The sequence below is a fragment of the Rhodanobacter sp. UC4437_H4 genome, assembly GCF_052978425.1.
The window spans coordinates 1,324,316-1,341,890 of the sequence record NZ_CM129673.1; the positions used below are offsets into that span (position 1 = coordinate 1,324,316).

General features: G+C 66.9%; 18 protein-coding genes. 10 read left to right on the forward strand and 8 right to left on the reverse strand.

Annotated features, from left to right (window positions below; genetic code table 11):
* The first annotated feature begins 166 nt into the window (after window positions 1-166).
* The 5 genes from pilB (at window position 167) to ACVCL3_RS06320 (ending at window position 5,631) form a co-directional block, all read left to right on the forward strand.
* Window positions 167-1,888, forward strand: a complete 1,722-nt coding sequence (gene pilB / locus ACVCL3_RS06300) for a type IV-A pilus assembly ATPase PilB (protein ID WP_395117095.1) — start codon at window positions 167-169, stop codon at window positions 1,886-1,888.
* A 140-nt stretch (window positions 1,889-2,028) separates the two neighbouring features.
* Window positions 2,029-3,309 carry a type II secretion system F family protein gene (locus ACVCL3_RS06305; RefSeq protein ID WP_395117093.1) on the forward strand — a complete coding sequence of 427 codons (1,281 nt, stop codon included), beginning with the start codon at window positions 2,029-2,031 and terminating at the stop codon, window positions 3,307-3,309.
* A 156-nt stretch (window positions 3,310-3,465) separates the two neighbouring features.
* A complete protein-coding gene (locus ACVCL3_RS06310) occupies window positions 3,466-4,323 on the forward strand; it encodes a prepilin peptidase (RefSeq protein WP_447100741.1) in 858 nt (285 codons plus the stop codon).
* Complete coding sequence (gene coaE, locus ACVCL3_RS06315) at window positions 4,320-4,934, forward strand: dephospho-CoA kinase (protein ID WP_447099396.1); 615 nt, start codon at window positions 4,320-4,322, stop codon at window positions 4,932-4,934. The genes ACVCL3_RS06310 and coaE overlap by 4 nt, the downstream gene beginning before the upstream one ends.
* A 163-nt stretch (window positions 4,935-5,097) precedes the next feature.
* Window positions 5,098-5,631: an REP-associated tyrosine transposase gene (locus ACVCL3_RS06320; RefSeq protein WP_447099397.1), complete on the forward strand. Its 534-nt coding sequence runs from the start codon at window positions 5,098-5,100 to the stop codon at window positions 5,629-5,631.
* A gap of 53 nt (window positions 5,632-5,684) precedes the next feature.
* Here ACVCL3_RS06320 and ACVCL3_RS06325 read toward each other — a convergent pair whose 3' ends face one another.
* The 3 genes from ACVCL3_RS06325 to ACVCL3_RS06335 form a co-directional block, all read right to left on the reverse strand.
* A complete protein-coding gene (locus ACVCL3_RS06325; RefSeq protein ID WP_447099398.1) occupies window positions 5,685-6,074 on the reverse strand; it encodes an NUDIX domain-containing protein in 390 nt (129 codons plus the stop codon).
* Window positions 6,074-6,562 carry a dihydrofolate reductase gene (locus ACVCL3_RS06330; protein WP_447099399.1) on the reverse strand — a complete coding sequence of 163 codons (489 nt, stop codon included), beginning with the start codon at window positions 6,560-6,562 and terminating at the stop codon, window positions 6,074-6,076. The genes ACVCL3_RS06325 and ACVCL3_RS06330 overlap by 1 nt, the downstream gene beginning before the upstream one ends.
* A gap of 91 nt (window positions 6,563-6,653) precedes the next feature.
* A complete protein-coding gene (locus tag ACVCL3_RS06335) occupies window positions 6,654-7,469 on the reverse strand; it encodes a thymidylate synthase (protein ID WP_447100742.1) in 816 nt (271 codons plus the stop codon).
* Between the two features lie 129 nt (window positions 7,470-7,598).
* Between ACVCL3_RS06335 and ACVCL3_RS06340 the strand changes: the two genes are divergently transcribed.
* The gene (locus ACVCL3_RS06340; RefSeq protein WP_395117079.1) at window positions 7,599-8,609 is read left to right on the forward strand and encodes a TIGR00266 family protein; all 1,011 of its coding nucleotides are present in this window, start codon (window positions 7,599-7,601) and stop codon (window positions 8,607-8,609) included.
* A gap of 144 nt (window positions 8,610-8,753) precedes the next feature.
* On the opposite strand, the gene lgt is transcribed toward ACVCL3_RS06340, so the two are convergent.
* On the reverse strand, window positions 8,754-9,638 hold the full coding sequence (gene lgt, locus ACVCL3_RS06345) for a prolipoprotein diacylglyceryl transferase (RefSeq protein WP_447100743.1): 885 nt from the start codon (window positions 9,636-9,638) through the stop codon (window positions 8,754-8,756).
* A 392-nt stretch (window positions 9,639-10,030) separates the two neighbouring features.
* Here lgt and ACVCL3_RS06350 point away from each other — a divergent pair, with 392 nt between their 5' ends.
* Window positions 10,031-11,011 carry an IS110 family transposase gene (locus ACVCL3_RS06350; protein WP_447100164.1) on the forward strand — a complete coding sequence of 327 codons (981 nt, stop codon included), beginning with the start codon at window positions 10,031-10,033 and terminating at the stop codon, window positions 11,009-11,011.
* A 59-nt stretch (window positions 11,012-11,070) separates the two neighbouring features.
* On the opposite strand, the gene ACVCL3_RS06355 is transcribed toward ACVCL3_RS06350, so the two are convergent.
* From ACVCL3_RS06355 to ACVCL3_RS06370, 4 genes are all read right to left on the reverse strand, one after another.
* Window positions 11,071-11,574 carry a TPM domain-containing protein gene (locus ACVCL3_RS06355; RefSeq protein ID WP_447100744.1) on the reverse strand — a complete coding sequence of 168 codons (504 nt, stop codon included), beginning with the start codon at window positions 11,572-11,574 and terminating at the stop codon, window positions 11,071-11,073.
* Window position 11,575: 1 nt separating this feature from the next.
* Complete coding sequence (locus ACVCL3_RS06360; protein WP_447099403.1) at window positions 11,576-12,436, reverse strand: TPM domain-containing protein; 861 nt, start codon at window positions 12,434-12,436, stop codon at window positions 11,576-11,578.
* Between the two features lies 1 nt (window position 12,437).
* Window positions 12,438-13,058: a LemA family protein gene (locus tag ACVCL3_RS06365; protein WP_447099404.1), complete on the reverse strand. Its 621-nt coding sequence runs from the start codon at window positions 13,056-13,058 to the stop codon at window positions 12,438-12,440.
* A 73-nt stretch (window positions 13,059-13,131) separates the two neighbouring features.
* Window positions 13,132-13,503, reverse strand: a complete 372-nt coding sequence (locus ACVCL3_RS06370; protein WP_395117071.1) for a diacylglycerol kinase — start codon at window positions 13,501-13,503, stop codon at window positions 13,132-13,134.
* A gap of 332 nt (window positions 13,504-13,835) precedes the next feature.
* On the opposite strand from ACVCL3_RS06370, the gene ACVCL3_RS06375 reads away from it, so the two are divergent.
* From ACVCL3_RS06375 to ACVCL3_RS06385, 3 genes are all read left to right on the forward strand, one after another.
* Window positions 13,836-15,371, forward strand: a complete 1,536-nt coding sequence (locus ACVCL3_RS06375; protein ID WP_395117069.1) for a peptide MFS transporter — start codon at window positions 13,836-13,838, stop codon at window positions 15,369-15,371.
* 66 nt (window positions 15,372-15,437) lie between these two features.
* Window positions 15,438-16,730 (forward strand): ATP-binding protein, encoded by a 1,293-nt coding sequence (locus tag ACVCL3_RS06380; protein WP_395117067.1) that lies wholly within the window; start codon window positions 15,438-15,440, stop codon window positions 16,728-16,730.
* Window positions 16,731-16,800: 70 nt separating this feature from the next.
* Window positions 16,801-17,385 (forward strand): response regulator transcription factor, encoded by a 585-nt coding sequence (locus tag ACVCL3_RS06385; protein WP_395117065.1) that lies wholly within the window; start codon window positions 16,801-16,803, stop codon window positions 17,383-17,385.
* Window positions 17,386-17,575 lie beyond the last annotated feature (190 nt).

Genomic DNA, 17,575 nt, shown 5'->3' on the forward strand with positions numbered 1-17,575 from the left:
TTCTTGCTTGTCCATTCGGCAAGCCGTCCGACGCCTGCGCCAAGCCTGGCGCGGCTGCCGGCTTGTGCGCTGCATCACCCTATCGGATCGAAGCGCAGGCAAAGGATGACCTGAGCGCCAGACTGCGGTAGATTCAACCACATACGGGGAAAGGGTCACGTAAGTTATGTCATCGCAACCGCAACCGTCGCTCGCAGGCCTGACCGGCATGGCGCGCCGCTTGGTGTCCGAAGGGCTGCTGCCCGAGGATGACGTTCGCAAGGCGATGGTCGACAGCACGCAACGCAAGGTGTCGCTGGGCGCGTGGCTGCTGGATCACAACCTGGTCGAGAACGCGCAGCTGACGCGGGTGCTTTCGCTCGAGTTCGGCATGCCGATGATGGACGTGACCTCGCTCAACCCGACCACGATGCCGCTGGACCTGATCAGCGAGGCGCTGATGACCAAGCATCAGGCGCTGCCGCTGTTCCGGCGCGGCAAGCGCCTGTTCGTGGGCATCGCCGACCCGACCCAGTCGCACGCGCTGGACGAGATCAAGTTCCATTCCAATTGCCTGGTCGAGCCGATCCTGGTCGAGCGCAGTTCGCTGCAGCGGACGATCGAGAACCTGCTGAACTCCATGCGCGACAACATGCCGGACATGGATACCGGCGAGTTCGACGAGCTGGATCTGGAGGTGGGCAGCGACGAGGCCGAATCCACCGGCATCGACGCCAATGCCACGGACGACGCCCCGGTGGTGAAGTTCGTCAACAAGATCCTGGTCGACGCGATTCGCCGCGGCGCCTCGGACATCCATTTCGAACCGTTCGAAACCCAGTACCGGGTGCGCCTGCGCATGGACGGCATGTTGAAGGCCGTGGCCAGCCCGCCGATGAAGATGGCCAACCGGATCTCCTCGCGCCTGAAGGTGATGGCGCAGCTGGACATCGCCGAGAAGCGCGTGCCGCAGGACGGCCGCATCAAGCTCAACCTCTCCAAGACCCGCGCGATCGACTTTCGCGTCAGCTCGCTGCCGACGCTGTTCGGCGAGAAGATCGTGCTGCGTATCCTCGACGGTTCGGCGGCCAGGATCGGCATCGAGAAACTGGGCTACGAGCCGGAGCAGCAGAAGCTCTACGTCGATGCGATCCACAAGCCTTACGGCATGGTGCTGGTCACCGGCCCCACCGGCTCGGGCAAGACGGTGTCGCTGTACACCGGCCTGAACATGCTCAACACCGCCGAGCGCAACATCTCCACGGTGGAGGACCCGGTCGAAATCCGCGTCGAGGGCATCAACCAGGTGCAGCAGAACGCCAAGCGCGGCATGACCTTCGCCAGCGCATTGCGTTCGTTCCTTCGCCAGGACCCGGACGTGATCATGGTCGGCGAAATCCGTGACCTGGAAACCGCCGAGATCGCGATCAAGGCCGCGCAGACCGGCCACATGGTGCTGTCCACCCTGCACACCAACGACGCGGCGCAGACGATCGCGCGCCTGATGAACATGGGCATCGCGCCCTACAACATCACCTCGTCGGTGACCCTGATCATCGCCCAGCGCCTGGCCCGGCGCCTGCACGAATGCAAGAAGCCGATCGAGCTGCCGCCGAAGGTGCTGCTGGATGCCGGCTTCAGCCAGGCCGACATCGACGCCGGCCTGACCATCTACCAGGCCGTGGGTTGCGAGGGCTGCAACGAGGGCTACAAGGGCCGCGTGGGCATCTACCAGGTGATGCCGATGCTGGAGGATATCCAGAAGATCATCCTGCAGGGCGGCAATGCGATGCAGATCGCCGAAGTGGCCAAGGCCGCCGGAGTCAACGACCTGCGCGCCTCGGCCCTGCTCAAGGTGAAGCAGGGGCTGACCAGTCTCACCGAGATCGACCGGGTGACCAAGGAATGACGCCCGGCGGGGCTGCAGCGCTGCGGAACTTGCGCAAGGCGCCACGGTTTGCAGCGCCGAAAATGACCTAAGCTGTAGTAGTGACTTGCCAGCCGGCCCGCGCGCCGGCTTCGAGATCGAACCATCGGGGGAAGATGCGCATGGCCACGGCTACCGCAACCGCAAAAGCAAGGGCAGACAAGACGCGTGCGCTCGGCGCCCAGCGGGCCGAGGTCAGTCAACTGACCACTTACGAATGGGTGGCGCTGGACAAGCGCGGCAAGCGCATGAAGGGCGACATGCCCGCCAAGAACGCCTCGCTGGTCAAGGCCGAGTTGCGCCGCCAGGGCATGAACCCGCAAACCGTGCGCGAACGGGCCAAGCCGCTGTTCGGCGCCTCCGGCAGCACGATCAAGCCGGGCGACGTGGCGATCTTCAGCCGTCAGATCGCCACCATGATGGCTTCCGGCGTGCCGATGGTGCAGTCCTTCGACATCATCGCCGACGGTCAGAAGAACGTCCGCTTCAAGAACGTGCTGCTCGACGTCAAGCAGAACATCGAGGGCGGCGCCTCGCTGCACGAGGCGCTGGGCCGCTACCCGGTGCAGTTCGACGAGCTGTACTGCAACCTGGTGCATGCCGGCGAAACCTCGGGCGTGCTGGACACCGTGCTGGACACGGTGGCCACCTACAAGGAACGCACCGAGGCGATCAAGAAGAAGATCAAGAAGGCGCTGTTCTACCCGATGATGGTGCTGGCGGTGGTGTTCATCGTCATCCTGATCATGCTGCTGTTCGTGGTGCCGGTGTTCGCCAAGACCTTCCAGGACGCGGGTGCGCAGTTGCCCGCGCCGACCCAGTTCCTGGTCGACGCCTCGGAGTTCATGCAGGGCTACTGGTACATCGTGGTGGGCATCATCGTCGGCAGCATCGCCGCCATCGTCATCGGCAAGAAGCGCTCGCCGAAGTTCGCCCACTTCCTGGATCGCCTTGCGCTGAAAATGCCCGTGATGGGCGACATCGTGCGCAACTCCGCGATCGCCCGCTTCGCCCGCACGCTGGGCGTCACCTTCCGCGCCGGCGTGCCGCTGGTGGAAGCCCTGGATGCCGTGGCCGGTGCCACCGGCAGCATCGTCTACGGCGACGCCGTGCGACAGATGCGCGACGACATCTCGGTCGGCCACCAGTTGCAGCTGGCCATGAAACAGACCGGCCTGTTCCCCAACATGGTGGTACAGATGACCGGCATCGGCGAGGAGTCCGGCTCGCTGGACAGCATGCTGTTCAAGGTCGCCGAGTTCTACGAGGAAGAGGTCAGCAACGCGGTGGACACCCTCTCCACCCTGCTCGAACCCCTCATCATGGTGGTGCTGGGCACCCTGGTCGGCGGCATCGTGATCGCGCTGTACCTGCCGATCTTCAAGCTGGCCGGCACGTTCTAGAGCGCTCGAAACAAAAAGCGGCGGGCAGTGCCCGCCCTACGGCGTGATATCTCGTAGGGCGGGCACTGCCCGCCGCTTTCGTTTGTGGGCGGCGCCCCGGCACCGTACCCTTGAACCCTGCCCCGCCCGGGGACCATGAACGCACAAGGCCGACGCATGCCCGAACTACCCCTCGCCGTCTGGATCGCCCTCGCCGCCGTGCTCGGCCTGCTGGTGGGCAGTTTCCTCAACGTGGTGATCCTGCGCCTGCCCGAGCGCATGACCGCAAGCTGGCGCCGGGAGGCGCGCGAGGTGCTGGAGTTGCCGGCGGATGACGCGCCGCTGCCGCCGGGTATCGTGCGCGAGCCTTCGCACTGCCCGCATTGCAAGCATCCGTTGTCGGCGGCCGACAACATTCCGCTGTTCGGCTGGCTGCTGCTGCGCGGACGCTGCCGCTATTGCAAGGCGAAGATCTCGATCCAGTATCCGCTGGTGGAACTGTTCAGCGGCGTGCTGAGCGCGCTGGTGGTCTGGAAATTCGGACCGTCCTGGACCGCGCTGGCAGGATTGGTGTTCACCTGGGTGTTGATCGCCGCGGCCGGCATCGACTTCCGCACGCAGTTGCTGCCGGACCAGTTGACCCTGCCGCTGCTGTGGCTGGGCATGGTGCTGTCGCTGATCCCGCTGTTCGCCAGCGCGCCTTCGGCGATCATCGGTGCGGCGATCGGCTACCTGAGCCTGTGGAGCGTCTACTGGGCGTTCAAGCTGCTCACCAGCAAGGAGGGCATGGGCCACGGCGACTTCAAGTTGCTGGCGGCGCTGGGCGCGTGGATGGGGCCGGTGGCCCTGCTGCCGGTGATCCTGCTGTCGTCGCTGATCGGCGCCCTGGTGGGCGGCAGCCTGATCGCGTTGCGCAGGCACGGGCGCGAGATCCCGATGCCGTTCGGACCGTTCCTGGCCGCCGCCGGCTGGGTGTGGTTCATGGCCGGTCCCCAGTTGCTGCAGGGCTACATGCACTTCACCGGCCTGCGATGAGCGGCGGGCCGCGCCTCGTGGTGGCGTTGACCGGCGGCGTGGCCGCCGGCAAGAGCGCGGTGACGCGGCGCTTCGAGGCGCTCGGCGTGCCGGTGCATGACGCCGACGTGGCTGCCCGCGAGGTGATCGCACCCGGCAGCGAAGGCCTTGCCGAGGTGGTTGCCACATTCGGGGCAGACGTGCTGGACGACCGCGGCGAGCTGGATCGTCCCTCGATGCGCCGGCGCGTCTTCGCCGATCCCGCCGCGCGGCGCAGGCTGGAAGCCATCATCCACCCGCGCGTGCGTGCCTGGTTGCGCGAACGCGCGCAGAGCGGGAGCGCGCCGTATTGCCTGCTGGCGATCCCGCTGCTGGCGGAGAACATCGCGCAGTACCGCTGGGTCGACCGCGTACTGGTGGTCGACGTCCCCGAGTCGGTGCAACTGGCTCGCCTGATCGCCCGCGACGGCGTCGACGAGGCCCTGGCCCGGCGCATGATCGAGCAGCAAGCCACTCGCGCCGAGCGCCTCGCCCTCGCGGACGACGTGATCGACAACAGCGGCGACGAAAGCGCGCTGGATCAGCCCGTGGCCGAACTGCACCAGCGGTACCTGGCACTGGCCACCGCGTAGGGCGGGCAACGCCCACCGACCTCGTGCGAAGGAGCGGCGGGCGGTGCCCGCCCTACAGGATCGCCGTGTAGGGCGGGCACCGCCCGCCAACCTTGGCCGCAACCCCCGACAACATCCATGGTCGCGCGCCGACGTTGCCCCCACACGCCGGCCGGTTAGCCTCATGTACATGCCGAACTATCGACGAGCCCGGGTCAACGGCGCCACCTGGTTCTTCACCGTGGTCACTGCGCAGCGACGCCGTTTTCTGGCGAATGAACACTCGGCGTCCATCTTGCGCCAAAGCGTAGCCGCGGTACTTCGACGGATGCCGTTCCACATCGATGCCTGGGTGATCCTGCCCGACCATATGCATGCCATCTGGACGTTACCGGCTGGCGACCAGGATTTTTCCACTCGCTGGGGCCTCATCAAGGCGAGCTTCTCCAGACACTCGGATCTGCCGCACGCAACCGGTCCACGTCGCGACAGCGGCTTGTGGCAACCCCGGTTCTGGGAGCACAGGATTCGCAATATCCGCGATTACCACGCCCATATGGATTACACACACTACAACCCGGCCAAACATGGGCTCGTGGCGCAGGTGAAAGATTGGCCATACTCCAGTTTTCACCGCGCGGTTCGAGAAGGTATCTATCCCCCAGACTGGGGTTGCGTCGAACCGCGCCACTCGGGAGGGCGCAACTTCGGCGAGTAGGGCGGACACCGCCCGCTGGCTGCTGTGCAGAAAAGCGGCGGGCGGTGCCCGCCCTACCCGAGCGCAGCCAGAATCACCCGGTCCGCGGGAGCGAGGATCATCGGGTCGACGCTTGCGGGCAGCATCCACTGCAACGGCTGTGCTTCGAGCGAACGGGGTTCCCCGCGCCACGACGAGACGCGCCAGGCATCGAGCAGCAGCTCCCGATCCTCGTATCGCCACGGCAAGCAGACCAAGGGCTCGGCGTCGCGCACGTGGATGCCCAGCTCTTCCAGCAGTTCACGCGCCAGTGCCGCCAGCGGTGTCTCGCCGGCTTCGAGCTTGCCGCCGGGGAACTCCCAGAATCCCGCCAGATGCTTGCCTGCCGGGCGCTGCGCCAGCAGCACGCAACCATTGTCGTCCAGCAGGACGCCAGCCATCACGTGCATGACCGTTGCGGGCATCACGCGTTGCGCAGGTACTCGACCATGTCGAAGTCGTAGGCGTGCTCGGCATCGGCCTTGTGATGCACGCGCGAGACTTCAGTCCAATCGCTGAAGTGCACGCCGGGGAAGAACGTGTCGGCGCCGTCGATGGCTGCGCTGACCCAGGTCAGGTACATCCGCCGCGCGTTGGGCAGCGCCTCGGCAAACACCATGCCGCCACCGATCACGAACAGGCCGGTGTTGCTGCAACGCGCCTGCGCCTCCTCGATCGAGCGCACGGTGATCTGGCCGGGAAACGGCGCCTCATGGCGGCGGGTGAGCACCATGTTGACCCGGTCCGGCAGCGCGCGGCCGATCGAGACGGCGGTGTTGTAGCCCATCAGCACATTCTTGCCGACGGTCAGCTGCTTGAACCAGCGCAGATCGTCCGGCAGGTGCCATGGCAGTTGGCCCTTGCGGCCGATCGCGAAGTTTTCATCGAGTGCGGCAATGAGCGAGATGGCCATGGGAAATCCTTGCAATCGTGATCATCGAAAAGGCGGCCACTCGGGCGCCGCGGGATGTCTGGAATCTTAGCAGGCCGCGCCGCGCACGGAATCAGACTGCCACCGCGGCCTTGATCGCCGGGTGCGATTGGTAGCCTTCGATCGCGATGTCCTCGCAACGGAAATCGAACACCGAGCGCACCTCGGGATTGAGCACCAGCCGCGGCAGCGGCAGCGGCTCGCGACTCAGCTGCAAGCGTGCCTGCTCGACATGGTTGTCGTACAAATGGGCGTCACCCAGGGTATGCACGAAATCGCCCACGGCCAGGCCGCAGACCTGCGCAATCATGTGCGTGAGCAACGCGTAACTCGCGATGTTGAACGGCACGCCGAGAAAGATGTCGCCCGAACGCTGGTAGAGCTGGCAGCTGAGCCTGGCAGCCTGTCCCGGGCCCGGCGAAGGGGCCACGTAGAACTGGAACAGCGTGTGGCACGGCATCAACGCCATCTTCGGCAACTCGCCGACGTTCCAGGCACTGACGATCAACCGCCGCGAATCGGGGTTGCGCCTGATTTCGTCCACCACCCAGGAAATCTGGTCGATCGTGCCGCCGTCGATCGTCGGCCACGCGCGCCACTGCTGACCATAGACCGGGCCGAGATCGCCGTTGGCGTCGGCCCACTCGTCCCAGATGCGCACACCGTGTTCCTTGAGGTAGGCGATGTTGGTGTCGCCGCGCAGGAACCAGATCAGCTCGTGCACGATCGACTTGATGTGCAGCTTCTTGGTGGTGACCAGCGGAAAACCCTGCGCAAGGTCGAACCGCATCTGCCAGCCGAACACGCTGCGCGTGCCGGTGCCGGTGCGGTCGGCCTTGGGGGTACCGTGGTCGAGGACGTGGCGGAGCAGATCGAGGTATGGATGCATCGGCCAAGTATAGGCAGGAGCGCACCCTGTGCGCGATGCTCTTCGAGGCACGGCACAAGAGCATCGCGCACAAGGTGCACTCCTGCAGGGGCCACGGCTAGACTCTGGCTTTTCCGCACGGAGACGGTCATGGCAGCGTGGTTTTTCAGCTACGGCAAGAATACCGAACGCGTCGGCCCGCTGGATGACGCCGCCGCGATGGCGCAGGCCCGGCGCCAGCCGGACGGCTATTGCTGGCGCGAAGGTTTCACCGAGTGGAAGGCGATCCGCAGCGTGGCCGAACTGGGCGCGGCGATGGGTCCGCCGCCGGTGCCGGCGACGCTGGGCAGCGGACGCGCCGACGAGATCGACTACACGATCGTGGGCACGGACATGCAGTTCGTCGAGATCGAACTCGATCCGGGCGAAAGCGCGATCGCCGAGGCCGGCGCGCTGATGTACAAGGAGGCCGGCGTGCAGATGGATACCGTGTTCGGCGACGGCTCCAGCGGCGGCCAGAGCGGCGGCGGCCTGATGGACAAGCTGCTCTCCGCCGGCAAGCGCGTGATCACCGGCGAGAGCCTGTTCACCACGGTGTTCACCCACCGCGGCCAGGGCAAGGCCAGGGTCGCCTTCGCCGCGCCCTACCCCGGCACCGTGCTGGCGATGAAACTCTCCGACCACGGCGGCCGGCTGATCTGCCAGAAGGACGCGTTCCTGGCCGGCGCGCGCGGCGTGCAACTGGGCATCTTCTTCCAGCGCAAGATCCTCACCGGCCTGTTCGGCGGCGAAGGCTTCATCATGCAGAAGCTCGAAGGCGACGGCTGGGTATTCGTGCATGCCGGCGGCACCATGATCAAACGCGAGCTGGCCGCCGGCGAACGGCTGGACGTGGACACCGGCTGCGTGGTGGCTTTCCACGACACCGTGGACATGGACGTGAAAGCGGTCGGCGGCATCAAGAGCATGCTGTTCGGCGGCGAGGGCGTTTTCCTGGCCACGCTGACCGGCCCGGGCACGGTGTGGCTGCAATCACTGCCGTTCTCGCGACTGGCCGGTCGCATGCTGGCAGCCGCGCCGCAGGGCGGCGGGCAACGTCGCGGCGAGGGCTCGATCCTCGGCGGCCTGGGCGACATCCTGGGCGGCGACCGCAACTTCTGACGTCGCCCGCAGTTCGGGCGATGCCACCATTGCCGTGCCGGGAACGGCCGGCGGGCGGTGCCTGCCCTACGAGGGGCCGGCCAGTTTGTAGGGCGGGCAATGCCCGCCGCACGTACGTCAGGAACTTGGCGGGCAGTGCCCGCCCTACGCCGGATTCGCCAGTGCCAAGGTGGGTGCGCGGCGGGACATGGCGATCAGCATCAGCCCGACCGCGATCAGCGGCAGCGACTGCATCTGTCCCATCGTCACCCAGTCGGTGCCGAACAGATAGCCCAGTTGCGCGTCGGGCACGCGCACGAACTCCACCGCGAAGCGGAACACGCCATACAGCAGCGCGAACAAACCCGACACCAGATAACGCGGACGCGGTTTCAGCGACACCAGCCACAGCACCACGAACATCACCACGCCTTCCAGGCACAGTTCGTAGAGCTGCGAGGGATGTCGGGTCAGCCCGCCGAACTGCTGCAGCTGCGGCAGCCAGGCCGGGTGCGCCGTGGCCCAGGCGATGTCCTCGGCCTGTGCGCCGGGGAAAATCATCGCCCATGCATGGTGCGCGGGTTTGCCCCACAGTTCGCCGTTGATGAAGTTGCCGAGCCGTCCCAGGCCCAGTCCGAGCGGCACCAGCGGAGCCACGAAATCGACCGTGTCGAAGAAGTGCAGCGCGTTGCGCCGCGACCACCACCAGCCTGCGGCGAGCACGCCGAGCAGACCGCCGTGGAAGCTCATGCCGCCATCCCACACCTTGAAAAGCACCAGCGGCTCGCGCCAGATCCAGCCGATACCGCCCTCGTAATAGAACAGCATGTACCAGATGCGCCCGCCCACGATGACGCCCAGCATGCCGTAGAACAGCAAGTCGCCCAGCGCGTCGCGGCTCACCGGCAGGCGTCCGCGGCGGCGCCGGTATTCGCCCAGCACGGCGACGAAGAGGAAGCCCAGCAGATACATCAGGCCGTACCAGTGCACCTGCACCGGGCCGACATGGAAGGCGACCGGATCGAATTGGGCGACAAAAGGCTGCGACATGCGGAAGGGGCCGATCGGGCAAAGGCCAAGTGTAGCGTCACGCAAGGATTCGGAAAGATGCCGCGGGCGCAGGCACGCAGCCCGCTCGCGGGCGATGCTCTTGTCTCGGACCAGGGATCTGCAAAAACGTCGCCCGCGAGCGGGCTCCTTATGTGTCGATTCTCCTCGGAGGTTGGGGGAGAATCGCCGACTGATCATCGGTGGGAACGGGGAGACGCCGTCGGGCTCCTCTGGCTTCGCGCCTGCGCCGTAGATTCGCGCCCCCGTTCCGTTTTATCTGCCGCAAGCTGCAACGGTATCTTAGGCCCGCCCCTGGCGTGAGCCTGCACGTGTAAGGATCGGCTTGGCGGATCTTCGATGGTCGGACACCTGAACCGAACGAGGATTGGCTGATGACAGAATCCATGGTTGGCATCGACGTGGCCAAGGCAACCTTTGACGTGGCCGCGCCGCTGGAACCGAAGGGCAAGTACCGCACCAAAGCGAAGTTGCCGAACACGCCCGCCGGCTTCACCTTGCTGAGCGACTGGCTGGATCGCCACGTGCCGGGAGCGGCGGTGTGCATGGAAGCGACGGGCGTGTATCACGAAGCATTGGCCACTTTCCTGGTCGAGCGCGGCGTGACCGTTTACGTGGCCAACCCGGCCCAGGTCGCCGCCTATGCCAAGAGCGAGTTGTCGAGGACCAAGACCGATCATGCCGATGCCAAGCTGATCGCCCGCTTTGCGATGGCGCAGTTGCAGGTGGGCACCACCTTGCGGCCGTGGGTGCCGCCCACGCCCGCCCAGCGCAAACTGCGCGCCCTGATCCACCGGCTGAACGATCTGGAGGGCATGCGCCAGATGGAACGCAACCGACTGGACGTCAGCGATCAGGCGGTGCGCGGCTCCATCGCCGACGTGATGGAGACATTGGACGCCCAGATCGCAGAGCTGAAGAAGGAAATCGACAACCACATCGACTCGGATCCGGACTTACGCCGCGATGCCGGCCTGCTGACCTCCATTCCGGGGATTGGCGAGCTGACGGCGGCCTTCATGTTGGGCTGTGCGGGCGACCTGCGCCGGTTCGACGACCCGCGCAAGCTCGATGCCTTCGCCGGCATGAATCCCGCCATCCGCGAGTCGGGCAAGTGGATCGGTCAAAGCCGCCTGTCCAAGCTCGGTCACGCCTTGTTGCGCGCCAAGCTCTACATGCCGGCGATGACGGCGATCCGCCACAACGTCGCCGTGCGCGCCTTGTTCGATCGACTGGTCGCTCGCGGCAAGCCACGCAAACTGGCGCTGGGTGCCGCCATGCGCAAGCTGCTCCACCTCGCTTGGGGGGTTATCCGCTCAGGTAAGAATTTCGACCCCAGCATCGCGCTTGCCTGACGGACGGCAAGACGGTATCTACGAGTGCCGGTCTGGCCACGGGACACGCCCGCGCGCGTTCACAGCAACACCGGCCGATCCGGCAGCTCGTCGGGATTGGCCTTGTCGTGGGCGGGAAAGTGCTGCAGCAGCAGGGCGTGGGTGGCGGCAATGCCGCCCAGGCTGCCTTCGCGCCATTCGCCGTTTGCGTAGTGGCTGCGCATGGTGGTGCAGATGCCGGCCCATGCCGCCGGCGACACGCGTGCGGCAATGCCGCGGTCGACAACGATCTCGATGCGATGCTCGGCCAGCAGCACGTACAGCAGCACGCCGCTGTTGTGCTCGGTGTCCCACACGCGCAGCTGGCTGAACAGCTGGCGCGCGCGGATGGCTGCGTCAAGTCCGCCCAGTACGGCCAGCGGGTGGAGTCGCGATTCGATGGCCACGCGCACTTCGCCGTGGTGACCGCGTTCGCCGGCGGCGATGGCAGCCGTGATCTCGTCCAGCAAGCTGGCGGGAAAACGCCGCCGCAGCTGGAACCAGCCCTCGAACGTGTTTGCCAGCACTCGTTGCATGCGCGTCATGTCACCAGCTCCCCGAGGCACCGCCGCCGCCGAAGCTGCCGCCGCCTCCGCTGAAACCGCCGCCGCCGAAACCCCCGCCGCCAAATCCGCCGCCGCCGAAACCACCGAAACCGCCCCAGCCGCCACCGCCGATCGAGCGCCCGCCGCCGGAAGGCAGCAGCATCACGATGCCGCCCACCACCGCGCCGAGCACACCGGCGCCGACGGAAACCAGCAGCCACAACAGGCCGCCAATCAGCGCGCCGCCCAGCGGCACCCGTACCAGCGCATGCGCCCGGCCCAGCACGCCGCGCAGGAAGATCGCGGCGAACAACGCGATCATCAACATGCCTTGCAGCCCGAGGCCGCGATCCTCGCGCGGCGCCCCTTCCACCGGTGGCGGCAATGGCTCGCCGTCGATCAGCTGGGTCAGCGCGCCGACGGCGTCGTGGATGCCGCCGAAATAGTCGCCCGTGCGGAACTTCGGCGCGATGTACTCGCGGATGATGCGCGCGTTGGCGGCGTCGGGGATCGCGCCCTCCAGGCCATAACCGACCTCGATGCGCACGCGCCGGTCGTTCTTGGCGACGAGCAGCAGGACGCCGTCATCGGTGCCCTTGCGGCCGATCTTGTTGGCTTCGGCGACCGCCAGCGAGTACTCCTCGATCGGCTGCTCGCCGGTGCTGCCCACCATCAGCACCACCAGTTGCGCACCCTTGGCCTTTTCCAGCGCCACCAGTTGCGCGTCGAGCTGGTCGACCTGGGCCGCGTTGAGCGTGCCGGTGAGATCGGTGACGTGCCGCGCCAGTTGCGGCACCGCCGCCTGCAGCGCCGCCGGCAGGCACAGCAGCAACGCCAGCAGCGGCAGCAGGCGGCGGATCACTTCAGTGCGCCGAAGTCGCGGGCGCTGGCGCACTGGTGCCGAAATCCACCCTGGGCGCGGTGGAGATGGCCTTCTCGTTGTCCACGCTGAAGTTCGGCTTGACCTTGTAGCCGAACATCTTGGCGGTCATGTTGTTGGGGAAGGTGCGGATCATCGCGTTGTACTGCTGCACCGCCTGCACGTAGCGGTTGCGCGCCACGGTGACGCGGTTCTCGGTGCCTTCCAGCTGCGCCTGCAGGTTCTGGAACAGGCCGTCGGCCTTCAGCTGCGGATAGTTTTCGCTGACCACCATCAGCCGCGACAACGCGCTGCCCAGCTCGCCTTGTGCGGCCTGGAACTGCTGCAGCTTCTGCGGATCGTTGATGGTGTCGGCGTTGACCTGCAGGCTGCCCACCTTGGCGCGCGCGTTGGTCACCTCCACGAAGACCTTCTCCTCGTGCTGGGCATAGCCCTTGACCGTGTTGACCAGGTTCGGCACCAGGTCGGCGCGGCGCTGGTACTGGTTCAGCACTTCGGACCAGGCTGCCTTGACCGCCTCGTCCTGACGCTGCATGGCGTTGTAGCCGCAACCGGACATCAAGCCGACCAGCAGCAGAATCATCAAGGTACGCAAGATTTTCATGGCATCGCTCCTGAGCGGACGGATCTGCATTGCAGCATCCGGCCTGTCCCGGCGCAATGAGCACGACCGGGAGCTAAAACCAGCGCGGCAGCAGGATCAGGCCCCAGCTCAACGCCACCAGCACCAGCAGCACGAACACGGCCGCCGAACCCATGTCCTTGGCGCGGCCGGCCAGCTCGTTGAAATCGGGGCTGACCTTGTCCACCACTGCCTCGATCGCCGAATTGAGCAGCTCCGCCGACAGCACCAGCAGCGGCGCGAGGACAAGCAGGAGCTTTTCCACGCCACCCTCGCCCAGCCACAGGCCGAGCGGAATCAGCACCACCGCCAGCATCGCCTCCAGCCGAAACGAGGCCTCGTGGCGCCAGGCGGCGCGCAGCCCCTTCATCGACCAGCGAAACGCGTTCCAGACCTGGCGCGGACCCCGAAAACCCTCGGCCGGCATGCTGCGCCTCCGCTTCAGGCCGACACCGGCGACGCGGCGCCGGTGCGGGAGGAAACGCGGACGCGCGCGGTCCGGGGAAAGCTTGCCTGGGGCATGGCGAACGGGCTCCTGTCGCGCCGCGGAACGCGGGCACGCCATGATGCCACAGCCGTTCCTCCGCCCCAGCGGGCGCACACAGCGCAAGCACGCAGCGCACGAATTGTCATGCGGCGGTGCAGCTATGACCTTTGGGGGGATGCGCTACCCTTGCCCGGTTGTGATCCGTTCAGGGTCCAGCGGCACCGGTGCGTGCGCGCACGCCACCAGGATTTGAACCAATGCCCGGGGAAAACATGGCCACCCAGAACCCAGCCGTCTCGCAGACGAAGTCCTTCAGCACCGTCTTCCTGATCGAAATGTGGGAGCGCTTCGGCTACTACGGTATGCAGGCGCTCATCGTCTACTACATGGTCCAGCGCCTGGGCTTCCCCGATGAGCAGGCCAACCTGGTGTGGAGCGCCGCGGCGGCGCTGATCTACGTGGCACCGGCGATCGGCGGCTGGGTGGGCGACAAGATCCTCGGCACGCGGCGCACCATGCTGCTGGGCGCCACCATCCTGGCGGTCGGCTACGGGCTGATGGCCGTACCGACCGAAAGCGTCTGGTTCCTGTATTGCTCGCTGGGCGTGATCGTGGTCGGCAACGGCCTGTTCAAGCCGAACGCCGGCAACCTGGTGCGCAAGATCTACGAGGGCGACGACTCCAAGATCGACAGCGCGTTCACCATCTACTACATGGCGGTGAACATCGGCTCGACGTTCTCGATGCTGCTCACGCCGTGGATCAAGGATTACGTGAACCTGCACTACGGCAACGAGCTGGGCTGGCATGCCGCGTTCGCGGTGTGCTCGTTCGGCCTGCTGGTGGGCCTGGCCAACTACCTGGTGATGCGCCACACGCTGAACCACGTCGGTTCGGCGCCGGACGAACAGCCGATGCACGTGGGCAAGCTGCTGGCCGTGCTGGGCGTCGGCGTGCTGACCGTGTTCGCCTCGGCCTACGTGCTGGCCCATGAAGAAGTGGCGCGCATCTTCGTCTATGTGGCCGCCGCGGTGGTGCTGGGCATCTTCGCCTGGCTGATCGGCACCAGCGAGCGCTCCGAGCGCGCCGGCCTGATCGCCGCGCTGGTGCTCACCGTGCAGACGGTGTTCTTCTTCATCTTCTACCAGCAGATGTCGACCTCGCTGAACCTGTTCGCGCTGCGCAACGTGAACCCGAGCTTCGACGTGTTCGGCGTCCACCTGTGGAACTGGGCGCCGGCGCAGTTCCAGTCGTTCAACCCGATCTGGATCTTCATCCTGAGCCCGATCCTGGCGCTGCTCTACAACGCGGCCGGGCGCAGCGGCAAGGACATCTCCATCGCCACCAAGTTCGCGCTCGGCTTCGCCGCGGTGGCGCTGGGCTTCTTCATCTACAGTTGGGCCGCGCACTTCGCGGTGGATGGCAAGACCAGCTCGTGGGTGATGGTGTGGGGCTACGGCGCCTCGTCGCTGGGCGAGTTGCTGGTCAGCGGCCTGGGCCTGGCGATGATCGCGCGCTACGTGCCCGAGCGCATGGGCGGCTTCATGATGGGCGCGTACTTCGTCGCCTCGGGCGTGTCGCAGTACCTGGGCGGCATCGTGGCCAACTTCGCCAGCATTCCGGAGAACATCACCGACCCGCTGCAGACCATGCCGATCTACACCAGCCTGTTCAGCAAGCTGGGCTGGGCCGGCATCGCCTGCACCGTGATCGCGCTGGCCGTGCTGCCGCTGATGCGCAAGCTGTCGGCACAGCATCACGCGCACAACAACCCGGCGCCGCTGCCGACGATCGGTTCGGAGCAGTAAGCCCGGCGGCGATCAGGCGACCCGCCGACCCGGCGGGTCGCGACACCGCGCAACACATTGCCTGCCATGCCACAGCAGATCGTCATCCGACAGGTAGGACCCCACGCACTGACCCGCGCGCTGGCGTGGCTGCGGCTGTGCGCGATCGCCGGCCAGAGCACCGCGGTGCTGGTGTGCGCATGGTGGATGGATCTGCAGATCCCGCTGCTGCCGCTGCTGCTGGGCATCGGCGTGCTGGCGGTGTTCGCCGTGTTTGCCGCCTGGCGGCTGGCGCAACCGTGGCCGCTGCGCGAGTGGGAAGCGGTCTGTCACATCGCGTTCGACACGCTGGTGCTGGGTTACCTGCTGTATTTCACCGGCGGCGCCAGCAACCCGTTCATCACCCTGCTGCTGGTGCCGATCGCGCTCACCGCGGCGGCGTTGCCCGGGCGCTCGGTGCTGGCGGTGTCGGCGCTGGCCGGCGTGGCCTACGTGATCCTGCTCTACGCGCATGTTCCGTTGCCGTTGCCCCCGCATGGCAGCGCGCCCGGGCGGTTCTCGCTGCACGTGGCGGGGATGGGCGTGAACTTCGTCATCATGGCGCTGCTGCTCAGCTTCTTCATCAGCCGCCTGGCGCGGGTGCTGCGCGAGCAGCAGAAAGAGGTGCAGCGCGTGCGCGAACGCGCGTTGCGCGGCGAGGGCATCCTGGCCATCGCCACCCAGGCGGCCGGGGCCGCGCATGAGCTGAACACGCCGCTGTCGACCATGCGCACGCTGCTGCCGGAGCTGCGCCGCGAACACGCCGGCAACCCGCTGCTGGACGAGGATCTGGCGCTGCTGGAGGACCAGGTGGATCGCTGCCGCACGATCCTGCGCGAGATGATCGCCTTCGGCAAGGCGCAGCTGTCGCAGGACCCCGAGCGCATCCGCGTGGACAAGTTCATCCACGGTTGCCTGGAGCGCTTCCAGCTGTTGCGGCCCGAAGCGGAGCTTGCCCTGAGCCTCGACGAGACGCTGGCGGCGCTGGTGCTGCGCACGCCGGCCGGGCTGCGCCATGCGCTGATCAACCTGCTCAACAATGCCGCCGACGCCTCGGCGGCCAACGGCTCCAATGCCGTGTCGCTGCGCATCACCCGCGACGACCGCTGGCTGGAGCTGAGCGTGTCCGACCGCGGCCCGGGTTTCGACACCGCCGACGAACTGACCCGGCTCGGCTATTCGCGCAAGCAGAGCGGGCTCGGCATCGGCCTGGCGCTGGCCGAGGCCACGGCCGAGCGCCTGAGCGGCGAACTGGTGGCGCGCAACGTCGAACAGGGCGCCGAGATGTGCCTGCGGCTGCCGCTGGCGGTGATCGCCGAACCGGTCGATACCGGGCGCTGACGCGCCAGGCGTGCAACCGGCGCCGCTTCCGGCAAGAATGGACGCCTGCCCGAGTGAAGGAAACCGAACCATGACCGAGTCGCCCCTTGCCGATCCGGTGCGCCCCTTGCTGCTGGTCGACGACGACGCCACGTTCCTGCGCGTGCTGGCCCGCGCGCTCGGCTCGCGCGGCTTCGAGGTCATCACCGCCAGCAATTTCGACGAGGCACGCGCGCTGACCCGCCGCCATCGCCCGCGCTACTGCGTGCTGGACCTGAAACTCGGCGAGGAGAACGGCCTGCGACTGATCCCCGAGCTGCATACCCTGGTGCCGGACCTGCGCGTGCTGCTGCTGACCGGCTATGCCTCGATCGCCACCGCGGTGGAGGCGATCAAGCGAGGTGCGCACGATTACCTCGCCAAGCCGGTGGACGCCGACGCGGTGGTGCGCGCCCTGCTCGACGGCGATGCCGCCGCGCCCGAAGACAACGAGCCGCCGGACGCCCCCGAACAACCGCTGGCCCTGCGCCGGCTCGAGTGGGAGCACATCCAGCGCGTGCTCACCGAATGCGACGGCAACATTTCCGAGACCGCGCGCCGGCTCGGCATGCACCGCCGCACGCTGCAGCGCAAGCTCGGCAAGCACCCGGTGCGCGAGCGCCCCGGCGAGGAGTGAGGTTCGGCGCAGGCACCTTTTGCCACCTTCAGGCATCCCATGGGCGGGTTCCGCCGCGACATCGCACCACGTGTTCCTTCACGGCGACGCTGTTAAGCTTTCCGCTGTCCTTCCCGGAGCAAGCATGCACGCACGTTTTCCCATCGCGGCGCGGTTCGCCATGAGTGCGGGCGGCGGCGGTGTCGGGCTG

Coding starts and splice junctions, on each gene's coding strand:
- ACVCL3_RS06365 (WP_447099404.1), bottom strand. CDS start 13,058: ATGAAAATCTTGCGTACCTTGATGATTCTGCTGCTGGTCGGCTTGATG.
- ACVCL3_RS06375 (WP_395117069.1), top strand. CDS start 13,836: ATGGCCACCCAGAACCCAGCCGTCTCGCAGACGAAGTCCTTCAGCACC.
- ACVCL3_RS06325 (WP_447099398.1), bottom strand. CDS start 6,074: ATGCCCGCAACGGTCATGCACGTGATGGCTGGCGTCCTGCTGGACGAC.
- ACVCL3_RS06310 (WP_447100741.1), top strand. CDS start 3,466: ATGCCCGAACTACCCCTCGCCGTCTGGATCGCCCTCGCCGCCGTGCTC.
- ACVCL3_RS06305 (WP_395117093.1), top strand. CDS start 2,029: ATGGCCACGGCTACCGCAACCGCAAAAGCAAGGGCAGACAAGACGCGT.
- ACVCL3_RS06385 (WP_395117065.1), top strand. CDS start 16,801: ATGACCGAGTCGCCCCTTGCCGATCCGGTGCGCCCCTTGCTGCTGGTC.
- ACVCL3_RS06340 (WP_395117079.1), top strand. CDS start 7,599: ATGGCAGCGTGGTTTTTCAGCTACGGCAAGAATACCGAACGCGTCGGC.
- ACVCL3_RS06380 (WP_395117067.1), top strand. CDS start 15,438: ATGCCACAGCAGATCGTCATCCGACAGGTAGGACCCCACGCACTGACC.
- ACVCL3_RS06320 (WP_447099397.1), top strand. CDS start 5,098: ATGTACATGCCGAACTATCGACGAGCCCGGGTCAACGGCGCCACCTGG.
- ACVCL3_RS06350 (WP_447100164.1), top strand. CDS start 10,031: ATGACAGAATCCATGGTTGGCATCGACGTGGCCAAGGCAACCTTTGAC.
- ACVCL3_RS06355 (WP_447100744.1), bottom strand. CDS start 11,574: ATGACGCGCATGCAACGAGTGCTGGCAAACACGTTCGAGGGCTGGTTC.
- coaE (WP_447099396.1), top strand. CDS start 4,320: ATGAGCGGCGGGCCGCGCCTCGTGGTGGCGTTGACCGGCGGCGTGGCC.
- ACVCL3_RS06370 (WP_395117071.1), bottom strand. CDS start 13,503: ATGCCGGCCGAGGGTTTTCGGGGTCCGCGCCAGGTCTGGAACGCGTTT.
- pilB (WP_395117095.1), top strand. CDS start 167: ATGTCATCGCAACCGCAACCGTCGCTCGCAGGCCTGACCGGCATGGCG.
- lgt (WP_447100743.1), bottom strand. CDS start 9,638: ATGTCGCAGCCTTTTGTCGCCCAATTCGATCCGGTCGCCTTCCATGTC.
- ACVCL3_RS06335 (WP_447100742.1), bottom strand. CDS start 7,469: ATGCATCCATACCTCGATCTGCTCCGCCACGTCCTCGACCACGGTACC.
- ACVCL3_RS06330 (WP_447099399.1), bottom strand. CDS start 6,562: ATGGCCATCTCGCTCATTGCCGCACTCGATGAAAACTTCGCGATCGGC.